The sequence below is a fragment of the Methylophaga pinxianii genome (genome assembly GCF_020447225.1).
In the GTDB taxonomy this organism is placed as follows: Bacteria; Pseudomonadota; Gammaproteobacteria; order Nitrosococcales; family Methylophagaceae; genus Methylophaga; species Methylophaga pinxianii.
This window is the reverse complement of sequence record NZ_JAJAEO010000174.1, coordinates 55,050-66,677: the sequence shown is the minus strand read 5'-3', so window position 1 is coordinate 66,677 and position 11,628 is coordinate 55,050. Positions and strand designations below refer to the sequence as shown.

Here is an 11,628-nt window from a genome sequence, read left to right as displayed (position 1 = left end):
AGTAAAAATTTCAATACGTTCCATAGACACTCCTTAAAGATAGGTCTAAGCCTATCGCTTAATAATTGAGTGTCCGTTTTAAAATGGGGCTATTACATAATGCAAGATGACCTCTTTCTGCCCTCGTTTGAGAATTTTGACTTCGATATGAATATCACCATAACCATCATGAATTAAGACATCATCTATCATCCCCATCAATTTGGATTTTAATAATTCAGAAGATGTTTGGGTGGCGACGTTCATTTCATCCGGCTCAGTTTAATTATGATGAGTGGATAGTAGACAAGTGGGAAAATATCCCATATAGGATATTTTCCTTATTTTTGAAATCAGCCGATTGAATTGAGCTAAAGCTCAGTTAGACTAGTCTTTTTTAATGAATTTAATTTTCATTTTGATAGATATCAAAGTGCGAAAATTACTTAACTACCGAACACGCGAAAATCCCTTTAAGCAAACGAGAACAACAAAAGGAATTCCTCCTATATGCTGTGGCGCTTCATATGACTATGATTGGCTCCAACAGCTTGCTAATGAGATTTCTCGGGGAGCTGCCCTGAAATAGTTGCTTACTGTAGCCGTAAAGTTTGTTACCTCTTCAGATTGGTCATGCGATCTGATTAACCGTGGATAGACCTATCCACGGTTTTTTTTTGCCTGAATTCAGTCAATAACAAACTGCTCAAAATAAATTTAAAACATGCCCAGTTGTAATTGAGCGGCTTCACTCATTTGGTCTCTTGTCCAAGGTGGATCCCAGACCAGTTCTACATGCACCTTGTTGACCCCGGCAATGCTGCTGATTTTATTTTCGACATCTCCGGGAAAGGTCTGTGCTACAGGGCATCCAGGGGCGGTCAACGTCATTTGAATAACCACATTGCCTGAATCACTGACATCAATCTCATAGATCAAGCCAAGTTCGTAAATATTTACCGGAATTTCGGGATCAAAGATGGTTTTGAGCATCTCAATAACATCTTCTTTTATTTCTTCGGCGGTAAATGGTTGTACCTGATTGTCATTCATAAAATTACTCAGTACTAATCGAAATATCGTGGTCACTGTCAATCGCGGCATGCACGGTATGCCAGGACAAAGTCGCGCATTTTACCCGTGCGGGAAACTCTTTGACACCGCTGAGTACTTCCAGCTTACCTAGCAAGTTGCGGTCAGTCTCCTCACCGGTCATTGATTTATGCACCTGCTCATAGATAGCCTGGGCTTCTTCTATGGTTTTGCCTTTTACAGCTTCGGTCATCAGCGATGCAGAGGCCATTGAAATAGCACAACCACTGCCTTTAAAGCTGACATCTTCAATCACCTCACCATTGAGTTTGACGTAAACCACCAGCTTGTCACCACACAGTGGATTATTGCCATGCGCAAGGTGGTTGGCATGTTCAATTTCACGAAAATTACGTGGGCGTTTGTTGTGATCCATGATCACTTGCTGGTAAAGCTCTCTTAAATCACTCATCAGGCAAAAAGCTCCTGTGTTTTTTGTATCGCTTGAATCAATGCGTCGACTTCTTCTTCTGAGTTATAAAACGCAAATGAAGCACGGGCTGTCGCCGGAATATCGTAAAATTCCATCACCGGCTGAGCACAATGATGGCCTGTGCGAATCGCCACACCCTGCTGATCAAAAATGGTACCGACATCATGTGGATGCACGCCTTCGATCATGAAAGAAATCACAGCCGCTTTTTCAGCAGCGGTACCAATAATATTGACCCCCGGTAAAGCTTCGATTTTACGTGTGGCAATCTCCAGTAAGTGATGCTCCTGGGCCGCAATATTTTCAATACCTATCTGCCACATGTAATCAATTGCTGCGCCGAGACCAATAACACCAGAGATATTGGGAGTACCAGCTTCAAATTTGGCTGGCAGCTCGTTATAGATGGTTTTTTCAAAACTTACCGAAAGAATCATATCGCCACCACCTTGATAGGGGGGCATGGCGTTTAGCAGATCTTCACGTCCATACAACGCACCAATACCAGTGGGGGCAAACATTTTATGACCGGAGAAAACGTAAAAATCACAGTCCAAATCCTGAACATCGACTGTCATGTGCGGCACAGCCTGTGCACCATCAATTAATACCGGAATATTTTTCGCATGGGCTTTTTCAGTCATTGATTTAACTGGATTGATCGTTCCCAGCGCATTGGAGACCTGGCCGATAGCCAGAATCTTCGTGCGGTCAGTCAGCATTTCATCAAAATGCGTTAAATCCAATTCCCCAGACTGCGTCATCGGAATGACTTTCAGTTTAGCGCCGGTCTGTTCGCATAATATTTGCCACGGCACAATATTGGCGTGATGTTCCAGATGACTGATTAGGATTTCATCATTTGCCTGCAGCTTTGGCCTGACATAGCTTTGAGCCACCAGATTAATCGCTTCTGTTGCCCCACGGGTAAAGATAATTTCCTTATCCGAGTTGGCATTTAAAAACTCACGCACTTTACCGCGCGACGCTTCGTATAAATCGGTGGCCCGTTGACTAAGCTTATGAACCCCACGATGAATATTGGCATTATCATGCAGATAATAATGACTGACCGCCTCAATCACCTGACGCGGTTTTTGACTGGTAGCCGCATTATCCAGGTACACCAATGGAAAGCCATTTATTTCCTGATGCAAAATCGGAAAATCTGCACGAATGGCATTAATATTCAGATTACTCATGAGCGCCACCTTTGGGTAAGCGTTTTTCAATGACACGGGTGATGGATTGCTTGAGCTCCTGATTAGCAATGCGATCGATGACCTCGACAGCAAAGGCAAATGTAAGCAAGCTTCGGGCACTGACTGCATCAAGACCACGGCTTCTCAAGAAAAACAATTGATCTTCGTTAATTTGCCCTACCGCACTCCCATGACCACATTTAACATCATCGGCATAGATTTCCATTTCCGGTTTGGTGTCAATTTCACAACCGCGAGACAACAGCAAATTTCGGTTACTTTGATTAGCATCGGTTTTCTGTGCATCTTTATGCACAATCACTTTGCCGTTAAACACTGCGTGACTTTGCTCATCCAGTACGCCTTTATAGACTTCTTCACTGGTAGTATTCGGTACACTGTGATCAATTCGAGTATGGTTATCGACATGCTGTTCACCGGTCACCAGATACAGACCATTCAGTGTCACATGGGATTGTTCTCCCAGTAATTGGCTGTGCACGTCATTTCTGGCAAGTTTTCCACCCAATGAAATGTTGGTGTTGTGCCATTTACTGTCAGTAGCCTGAGTCGCCGCCATGGTGGCAACATGAAAGTGATCTAATGATTCACGCTGTAATTTGTAATGAAACAGTTCTGCTTTTTCAGCCAGATTGGCTTCTGTCACCACATCGGTCAAACCGTTCGCTTTCTCATTACCAGCATAGACTTCGATCAAAGTAGCCTGACTGTTTTTTCCAAGCACAATGACATGCCGCAAATGCATCGCATAGTGCAGTGTGTGACCACTATTAACCACAATCAACTCAATCGGTTTATCAATCTTGGTATTTTCGGCTACCTCTACGAAAATACCTTCATTCATCAACATGGTATTTAAAGCATTGAATCCTGGCTTTTCCATATTGATTTGCTGATTGAGAAACTCACTGGCGCGGTCAATAGATTGTGATAACGGTGTTACCGTAAGTCCGCTCGGCAGCTCATTGATCGATGAAGCTGTCAGATCGACGCGACCATCGACAATCACAAGACGATAAGCATCTTCCACCAGCTTCAGCTCGTGAATATCAGCGTGGCCAGGTTGGGATACCTGATGAACAAACTGTTCCTGGCCCAATTGCCATAAACTGGTATATTTCCAGTCCTCTTCTTTTCGTCCAGGTAACCCCATACGACCGAATTGGTGCTGAGCCTGTTCACGTAACGTTTTCCAGCGAGCATTGTCAGCCACCATAACGTCTCGGCTGTTAGCTACGGCAGAAAAATCAGTATGAATGTCTTTTAATACTTTCATGCAGGCTGACCTTCGGCTTCTGCTTCAGGTGAATCATGCACCCAGCTATAACCAGATTTTTCCAGTTCTTTGGCTAACTCTTTATCACCAGACTTAACAATACGGCCTTCAGATAACACATGCACAAAGTCCGGCACAATGTAATCCAACAAACGCTGGTAATGGGTAATCATGACAAATGAACGTTCTGGACTACGCAAGGCATTCACCCCTTCAGAAACGGTTTTCAGGGCATCAATATCCAGACCGGAATCAGTCTCATCCATTATGGCAAGTTGCGGTTCCAACAAAGCCATTTGCAATATTTCATTACGCTTTTTCTCACCACCAGAGAAGCCTTCATTCACGCTACGGTGCAAAAACTGTTCATCCATTTTGACCAGCTGCATTTTGCTACGCACCAGCGTCAGGAAATCAATGGCATCTAATTCATCCAGTCCTTGGTGTTTACGAATGGCATTTAATGCTGCTTTAAGCAGATAGATGTTGCTGACACCGGGAATTTCTACTGGGTATTGGAACGCCAGAAACACACCTCGTCTGGCACGTTCTTCAGGTTCGAGTTCCAGCAGATTTTCACCTTTATATATGACTTCACCCTGAGTGATTTCATAGCCTTCACGACCAGTTAACACGTTGGATAACGTGCTTTTACCGGCACCATTTGGCCCCATAATGGCGTGAACTTCACCTTCATTGACCGTCAAATTAATACCACGCAGAATTTCTTTGCCCTCAATTGATGCGTGTAAATTTTTGATTTCCAACATTTTCATAATTATTCTCTATTCATTTTTATAGGTTGCGCAGCCTGACCTGCCCAACATGTAGTTATTTTAGGGTACGACGTTTAGCCAACCGAACCTTCCAACGACAAACCGAGCAGGTTCTGTGCTTCCACGGCAAACTCCATCGGTAATTCACGGATAACTTGTTTACAGAAACCATTCACAATCATTGAGACTGAGTCTTCCACATCCAAGCCACGTTGTTTGCAGTAGAACAGCTGATCTTCACTGATTTTTGAAGTAGAAGCCTCGTGCTCAACCTGCGCTGTCGGGTTTTTCACCTCTATATAAGGGAATGTATGCGCCGCACATTTATCACCCATTAATAGCGAGTCACATTCGGTGTAATTACGAGCATTTTCGGCATTCGGTCCGATGCGAACCAGACCCCGATAGGCGTTGGATGATCGTCCTGCAGAGATACCTTTGGAAATAATGGTTGAGCTGGTGTTTTTACCCAGATGGATCATCTTGGTGCCGGTATCAGCCTGCTGCATATTATTAGTGACAGCGACTGAATAAAACTCACCAACTGAATTGTCCCCTTGCAACACCACACTTGGGTATTTCCAGGTAATAGCCGAACCTGTTTCGACCTGTGTCCAGGAAACTTTTGAACTTTCACCGCGGCAGGCCGCACGTTTGGTCACAAAGTTATAAATTCCGCCTTTACCGTTTTCATCGCCGGGATACCAGTTTTGTACAGTGGAATATTTAATTTCTGCACGATCTAAAGCCACCAGTTCTACCACCGCAGCATGTAGCTGATTTTCATCACGCATTGGCGCCGTACAGCCTTCCAAATAACTTACGTAAGAATCATCATCAGCAATGATTAATGTGCGTTCAAACTGTCCGGTATTTGCCGCATTGATACGGAAATAGGTGGACAGTTCCATCGGGCAACGCACGCCTTTGGGGATATAGACAAATGAACCATCAGTAAACACAGCTGAGTTCAATGCAGCGTAATAATTATCTTTGTAGGGTATAACACTACCCAGATATTTTTTGACCAGTTCCGGATGCTCATGAATCGCTTCAGAGATTGGCATAAACAAAATGCCCTGCTCGGCCAATTTATCTTTGAACGTATTTGAGACAGAGACACTATCAAAGACTGCATCAACAGCTACACCGGCCAAACGTGCACGTTCATCCAAAGGTACGCCAAGTTTCTCATAGGTACGTAGTAATTCCGGATCCACTTCATCAAGACTTTTAGGACCATCAGTTTTTTTCTTCGGCGCAGAGTAATAACTGACCGACTGATAGTCGATTTCCGGATAATGCACATGTGCCCATTCAGGCGTATCCATGGTTAACCAGTGGCGATAAGCTTTCAAGCGCCATTCCAACATAAATTCTGGTTCGCCTTTAATCATCGAGATCTGGCGAACGACATCCTCGCTTAAACCCGGCGGCAGACTTTCTGATTCAATATCGGTATAAAACCCGGCTTTGTATTCTTTCTGCGTGATTGCTTCAAGTTGTTGTGTTTGATCATTCATGTTGATCACCATCCTGTAAGGTAACTGCTTTTGCCCGGTAATTGGGCGGGTAAAATTGAACTGTCCGCGGTGCTGAAAGAGTAGGTGCCAGCATATCGGCTAACTTGACCTCATCCAGTGCGTGAAATACAGCGTTGTTGATTTGATTCCAATTTGTCTGCACGGTGCAGTGAGTTTCCTGATCGCAATGAGAAACACTGCTCACGCATTCTGTCAGCGCTATCGGCCCTTCAATTGCGGTGATAATCTGGGCAACAGAAATACTCGCGGGATCACCGCTTAACGTATATCCGCCTTGCGCGCCTCGTTCTGAAGTCAAAAGCCCGCCAGTGGATAACACTTTTAAAATTTTTCGCACCGTCGGCAATGGCATATGCACTGCATCTGATAACATGTGCGCACTATGCTGTTTGCTTCGATGCTCGGCAATGTAGCTCATCAGCACAATGCCGTAATCCGTCAATTTACTCATGCGTAACATTTCACGCCCTCCCAATTGATACCATTATAGTATCATTTGACTGAATAACCAAGTGTATTAGTCGGCTATTCAATCTGAAAGCTGTGAAAAAATATGAGACAATCGCTTAGCGAACTTCGCGGCTGATAAGATCTCTAACCCACGCTAGCATAATTATTTTACTTAAAATTTGAGAGTCATAAGACATGAAACTGAAATATCTCGCTTTCCTTCCCGTTTTATTTGGAGCTAATGTAATGGCAGAAAACGCCACCCTCGATACCGAACAACAAAAACTCAGCTATATCTTCGGCATACAAGTCGGTCAACAAATGATGATGGAAGGCGTAGAGCTGGAAATGGATGCATTCAGTGCTGGCGTTGCTGACATGATGGCTGGCCGTCAACCACAAATGGATCAGGCTACAGCGCAGGAAATCATCGGTAAGTATCAGCAGAAAAAATCTCAAGAACTCGCTGCAATGATGAATAAAAAACAAGCCGAGTCAAAAGCCTATATGGCAGAAAATGCGAAAAAAGACGGTGTTGTCACAACTGACAGTGGTCTGCAATATGAAATCATTGAAGAAGGTGATGGTGCTACACCTAAAGCCACTGATAAAGTCATCGCGCATTACGAAGGGACTTTAATTGACGGTACTGTTTTTGACAGTTCTATTCAGCGTGGCGAACCGGCCACCTTCCCTGTAAATGGTGTTATTCAAGGCTGGCAGGAAGTTTTACAGATGATGAAAGAAGGTGCCAAATGGCGCGTCGTTATTCCGGGTAATCTGGCCTATGGTCCACAAGGTGCCGGTGAGATGATTGGTCCTAACGAAACATTGATTTTTGATATCGAGCTGATTGCGATCACGCAGTGATAATCATTCAAAGTCAACTAAAGCCGCCTCCGGGCGGCTTTTTTATGCCTGTAATAATTGGTTTAAATATATCCAATTAAAATGTGGACCCGGATCGGTTTTACGCCCAGGGGCAATATGTTCATGTCCGGTTATTCGTTCCTTTGATAGTAACGGATAGGCCGCAAACAATGCCTTGCTTACTTTAGCAAGTTGCTGATATTGCACTTCCATAAATGCCGTTTCATCATCCCCTTCCATTTCAATGCCTATTGTAAAATCATTGCAACGTTCACGTCCTTCCCAGCAAGATACACCTGCATGCCATGCACGTTTATGCAGGGGGACAAACTGTTGGATGACGCCATCTCGTCTTATTAATAGATGAGATGACACCCTTAGATGTGCTATTTCTGCAAAATAAGGATGCGCATCAGGATCTAATTGGTTGAGAAAAAGATCAGCAATCCAACCTCCGCCAAACTTTCCAGGCGGTAAACTGATATTGTGAATGATGATACCGCTTATATCCGTCTCATCTGGACGATCATCATAATTTGGTGAAGGTAAAATCTCCGCCGCATCCAGCCATCCACTTTGCCTGTTGATTATCACACATCTCTCCAACCTAGGTTTCGAATAGATTATCAGAGCTTTAACAGTTACCCTATCCTCTGTTTAAATTGAACCTCTAACACTATGACAATTCAAAATTTCATTCCGGCAAATTTTATTGCCTCGCAAGTCAAACTCTCTTTACTGGAGGATATTGGTCAACAGGATCTCACTGCCGATCTTATTCCGGCAAATGCACTAGCCAAAGCCAGATTAATTAGTCGTCAGGAGGCAGTTTTATGTGGACGAGACTGGTTTAATGAGGTCTTCAAGCAACTGGATCCAAATATTGATATCAACTGGTTTTTTAACGATGCCGATCAATTACGCGAAAATGCGGTGATATGTGAACTCTCCGGTAATGCACGTGCATTGTTGAGCGGCGAGCGCACCGCAATGAATTTTTTGCAGACATTTTCCGGTACAGCTACCCAGACAAAGCGTTATACGGATATTATCAAAGACTTACCTGTAAAATTACTGGATACTCGCAAAACATTGCCAGGTCTACGACTCGGGCAAAAATATGCGGTACGTTGTGGTGGTGGAGTAAACCATCGGTTTGGATTGTATGACGCCATATTAATTAAAGAAAATCATATTCTTGCTGCCGGATCCATTACTGCAGCAGTCACCCAAGCCAAAGTTTTGCATCCGAATGTTTCTATTGAAATTGAAGTGGAGACTATGGATGAATTACAGCAGGCTCTAGGCACGGCTGCAGATATTATTTTACTGGATAACTTTTCGTTAGAGATGCTAAGAGACGCTGTGAGAGTCACCCAGGGCAAAGTGGCCCTGGAAGCTTCTGGCGGGGTGAATATCGACACATTGCGTGCTATCGCTGAAACAGGGGTTGATAGAATTTCAGTCGGTCAATTGACCAAAGATTTACTCTCCGTTGATCTATCAATGCGATTTATTGATTGAAATAAAAAAGGCCGCATATAGCGGCCTTTCTTTTCTGCTGAACAATTGAGTGGATTAAAGTGTAATTTTAAAGCCAATCCAACCCGCTCTTGGTGCACCAGCACCGACAAAGCGTGGATCTTCATACTGCTCTAATCCAGCCTCGCCTGGCTCACCATATAAGCCAAAGGATTCATATTCACTATCAAAGACGTTATCTACCCGTCCAAATAGCTCGAAGTTTTTAGTAACTTTATATCGACTATGTAAATTGACAACGGTATAACCTTCAATTTTCTTATCAACATTAGCTTCATCACCACGGAAATATTGGCTTGAACGGTAAGAAGCCGTAGATCCGAATGAGAGCTTTTCTGTTACCGCATAATCCAGACCAATATTTATATTGTGTTCAGGTAAGTTTGGTAAGCGATCACCTTTGCTGACAAAAAAGGTTGTATCCTCTTCATCAACTTCACGGTTATAAGCAAAGTCATCTTCAAAAGCAGCACGGATGTAAGCATAATGAGCGAACCAGCTCAATCTATTTACCGCACCGTTAGCGCTCAGCTCAAGACCTGTCCGAGATGTTTTATCAATATTATCGAATACACCTTTGTTGAGAACAGGTGAGTCATCATCTGCTTCATTAAAGAAGAACAAGTCGTCTTCAAGCTCAGTGTAAAACACTCCCGCGGACCAGTTAACCCCATGATTGAGTCCTCTAAAACCAGCTTCAATCGTTTTAGCTACAACATCTTCCAATGGCGGATCGGCCAAAAACGCATTTGGATAAGCACATGAATTCTCACCCCCCTCTGCACAGGTTAATTCTGATGGGGTAGGTGCACGATTCGATTCGCTATAACTAGCATAGGTGGTCAGATTTTCTTTCAGTTCATAAGTCAAGCCAACTGATGGGTTAAAGCGTTTGAAGTCGTGGGTATTACCAGTTTCATTCAGGTCTTGTTCACCAGCTTTACTGGTGCCCGAAATATCAATGGCAATCCAGTTATAACGACCACCAACAGTCAAATCCAATCTATCAGTGAGACTATGCGTATTAGTGAAAAAGATACTGTAAGTATCAGTATTCACCTTACCATTTACCTGTTCATCCAATAAATTAATACCAGTGCCAACAGTGCCTCGAGTATCGGTTAAATAAGCGATCTCTGAACTGGCAGTATAATCTACATCAGATTTGTCGTAGGAAACCCCTACTGTTAACTGGTTTTCTCTTCCGAATAAATTCTTAAAAGAAGTCGTTTGCAAGCCAAAACCAAAACTATCCTGATCAGTTTGGCTTTGGTTATTTAATCCTAATCCTTCAACTTCATCATCATCTACATCAACATCAAAGTTTGGATTATTAAAATCAGCGATATTAATATCACCCACGCTAGTTCTTATATTTCCATCATCGTCAACAAATGTGCCACCACCATCTACTTCAAACTCACCACCATCACCATTGAATGAGCTGCGATCGCTTTTGCGATAGTACGTATTTGCAGCCATCATCAGTGAATCATTCAACCAATGCGTGCCATTGAGGGTGAACATTCTTAATTGATTTTGAGTATTATCGGGATGGGTAAATACTGAATCACGATCAATATCAACCAATTCAACAGGCGAGGCACCGTTACCATTCAAATCACTATCTACTGCAGTAATACCAAAATCCAGGCTACTGGTTTCGTTACGGTAGCTTAGGTTTGAAAAGAATTGCTCTACTCTGGAAGGCGAGAAATCTCTCCAGCCATCCTCTTTAGTAATTGAGCCAGTAACATAATATCCAAAATTGCCGTCATTTCCGCCACTTTCGATAGTACCGGAATCACGGCCAAAAGAGCCTGTATAACCTTCAATACTGTGACCTGGATGAGTAAAACCATTTTTGGTTTTAATTGAAAGAGCACCACCCAAAGTATTTAAGCCAAAAACAGGATTAGAACCTGAAATCAGATCAATATTGGCGATGGCGGATTCAGGTAATAACTCAAAATTAACCGCGTCACCGAAAGGTTCATTGACCCGAATACCATCCATATAAACAGAAAGTCCTTGAGCACTACCCACTAGTGGAGAAGCAGTGAAACCACGATAGTTTAGGTTCGGTTGAAATGGATTATTTTGTGCTGAACTAATATTGACACTACCCATTGTTCTATTGAGCAAATCAGAAATATCCAAACTCTGAACTCGTTCAATATCATCAGCATCGGCAGATTGTGTTTTAGTCGGTATTTTATTTGCATCAAGACCTACACCGCCTATTGGTGTGGTATCAATAACTTCGATATTTTCAAGTTGAAGATCCGGTTCAGCCGCTAAGCTGACTCCCGGTGCTATTGCAGTAGCAAGTAACGCAGGTAGGACGCTGCGTCGAAATGGAATCGCCATTTTAATCTCCCAGATTAATATTTTGTCTTAATTTTTTATATCGCTTTCTTATGAAGCGTGGGGCGATGCTAGC

The 11,628-nt window shown here is 43.1% G+C and carries 12 protein-coding genes; 2 read left to right on the top strand and 10 right to left on the bottom strand.

Features of this window, described 5'->3' with window-relative positions; genetic code table 11:
* Positions 1–78: 78 nt before the first annotated feature.
* The 8 genes from LGT40_RS09580 to LGT40_RS09545 all read right to left on the bottom strand — a co-directional run bounded on the left by LGT40_RS09580 (position 79) and on the right by LGT40_RS09545 (position 6,774).
* Positions 79–246 (bottom strand): hypothetical protein, encoded by a 168-nt coding sequence (locus LGT40_RS09580; protein WP_226071839.1) that lies wholly within the window; start codon positions 244–246, stop codon positions 79–81.
* A gap of 450 nt (positions 247–696) precedes the next feature.
* Positions 697–1,032 (bottom strand): SUF system Fe-S cluster assembly protein, encoded by a 336-nt coding sequence (locus tag LGT40_RS09575; protein WP_226071840.1) that lies wholly within the window; start codon positions 1,030–1,032, stop codon positions 697–699.
* Between the two features lie 4 nt (positions 1,033–1,036).
* A complete protein-coding gene (gene sufU, locus LGT40_RS09570) occupies positions 1,037–1,483 on the bottom strand; it encodes a Fe-S cluster assembly sulfur transfer protein SufU (protein ID WP_226071842.1) in 447 nt (148 codons plus the stop codon).
* Positions 1,483–2,706, bottom strand: a complete 1,224-nt coding sequence (locus tag LGT40_RS09565) for a SufS family cysteine desulfurase (RefSeq protein WP_285229307.1) — start codon at positions 2,704–2,706, stop codon at positions 1,483–1,485. Before LGT40_RS09565 ends, sufU begins: the two co-directional genes overlap by 1 nt.
* A complete protein-coding gene (sufD, locus tag LGT40_RS09560) occupies positions 2,699–4,003 on the bottom strand; it encodes a Fe-S cluster assembly protein SufD (protein WP_226071843.1) in 1,305 nt (434 codons plus the stop codon). The genes LGT40_RS09565 and sufD overlap by 8 nt, the downstream gene beginning before the upstream one ends.
* Positions 4,000–4,773, bottom strand: a complete 774-nt coding sequence (gene sufC / locus LGT40_RS09555; protein ID WP_226072168.1) for a Fe-S cluster assembly ATPase SufC — start codon at positions 4,771–4,773, stop codon at positions 4,000–4,002. The genes sufD and sufC overlap by 4 nt, the downstream gene beginning before the upstream one ends.
* 80 nt (positions 4,774–4,853) lie before the next feature.
* Positions 4,854–6,302, bottom strand: a complete 1,449-nt coding sequence (gene sufB / locus LGT40_RS09550; protein ID WP_226071845.1) for a Fe-S cluster assembly protein SufB — start codon at positions 6,300–6,302, stop codon at positions 4,854–4,856.
* The gene (locus LGT40_RS09545; RefSeq protein WP_226343196.1) at positions 6,295–6,774 is read right to left on the bottom strand and encodes an SUF system Fe-S cluster assembly regulator; all 480 of its coding nucleotides are present in this window, start codon (positions 6,772–6,774) and stop codon (positions 6,295–6,297) included. The genes sufB and LGT40_RS09545 overlap by 8 nt, the downstream gene beginning before the upstream one ends.
* A gap of 245 nt (positions 6,775–7,019) precedes the next feature.
* Between LGT40_RS09545 and bamJ the strand changes: the two genes are divergently transcribed.
* Complete coding sequence (gene bamJ / locus LGT40_RS09540; RefSeq protein WP_226071849.1) at positions 7,020–7,643, top strand: BamJ family beta-barrel-assembly machinery protein; 624 nt, start codon at positions 7,020–7,022, stop codon at positions 7,641–7,643.
* Positions 7,644–7,685: 42 nt separating this feature from the next.
* Here bamJ and ampD read toward each other — a convergent pair whose 3' ends face one another.
* The gene (gene ampD, locus LGT40_RS09535) at positions 7,686–8,237 is read right to left on the bottom strand and encodes a 1,6-anhydro-N-acetylmuramyl-L-alanine amidase AmpD (protein WP_226071851.1); all 552 of its coding nucleotides are present in this window, start codon (positions 8,235–8,237) and stop codon (positions 7,686–7,688) included.
* Between the two features lie 84 nt (positions 8,238–8,321).
* Here ampD and nadC point away from each other — a divergent pair, with 84 nt between their 5' ends.
* Positions 8,322–9,167: a carboxylating nicotinate-nucleotide diphosphorylase gene (gene nadC / locus LGT40_RS09530; protein ID WP_226071853.1), complete on the top strand. Its 846-nt coding sequence runs from the start codon at positions 8,322–8,324 to the stop codon at positions 9,165–9,167.
* A 54-nt stretch (positions 9,168–9,221) separates the two neighbouring features.
* Here the strand turns inward: nadC and LGT40_RS09525 are convergent, their stop codons facing one another.
* Complete coding sequence (locus LGT40_RS09525; RefSeq protein ID WP_226071855.1) at positions 9,222–11,555, bottom strand: TonB-dependent receptor; 2,334 nt, start codon at positions 11,553–11,555, stop codon at positions 9,222–9,224.
* Positions 11,556–11,628: the final 73 nt, after the last annotated feature.

What these genes read in the sequence shown, in the direction of transcription:
- LGT40_RS09580 (WP_226071839.1), bottom strand. Translation starts at nt 246, where the DNA reads ATGAACGTCGCCACCCAAACATCTTCTGAATTATTAAAATCCAAATTG.
- LGT40_RS09575 (WP_226071840.1), bottom strand. Translation starts at nt 1,032, where the DNA reads ATGAATGACAATCAGGTACAACCATTTACCGCCGAAGAAATAAAAGAA.
- sufU (WP_226071842.1), bottom strand. Translation starts at nt 1,483, where the DNA reads ATGAGTGATTTAAGAGAGCTTTACCAGCAAGTGATCATGGATCACAAC.
- LGT40_RS09565 (WP_285229307.1), bottom strand. Translation starts at nt 2,706, where the DNA reads ATGAGTAATCTGAATATTAATGCCATTCGTGCAGATTTTCCGATTTTG.
- sufD (WP_226071843.1), bottom strand. Translation starts at nt 4,003, where the DNA reads ATGAAAGTATTAAAAGACATTCATACTGATTTTTCTGCCGTAGCTAAC.
- sufC (WP_226072168.1), bottom strand. Translation starts at nt 4,773, where the DNA reads ATGTTGGAAATCAAAAATTTACACGCATCAATTGAGGGCAAAGAAATT.
- sufB (WP_226071845.1), bottom strand. Translation starts at nt 6,302, where the DNA reads ATGAATGATCAAACACAACAACTTGAAGCAATCACGCAGAAAGAATAC.
- LGT40_RS09545 (WP_226343196.1), bottom strand. Translation starts at nt 6,774, where the DNA reads ATGAGTAAATTGACGGATTACGGCATTGTGCTGATGAGCTACATTGCC.
- bamJ (WP_226071849.1), top strand. Translation starts at nt 7,020, where the DNA reads ATGGCAGAAAACGCCACCCTCGATACCGAACAACAAAAACTCAGCTAT.
- nadC (WP_226071853.1), top strand. Translation starts at nt 8,322, where the DNA reads ATGACAATTCAAAATTTCATTCCGGCAAATTTTATTGCCTCGCAAGTC.
- LGT40_RS09525 (WP_226071855.1), bottom strand. Translation starts at nt 11,555, where the DNA reads ATGGCGATTCCATTTCGACGCAGCGTCCTACCTGCGTTACTTGCTACT.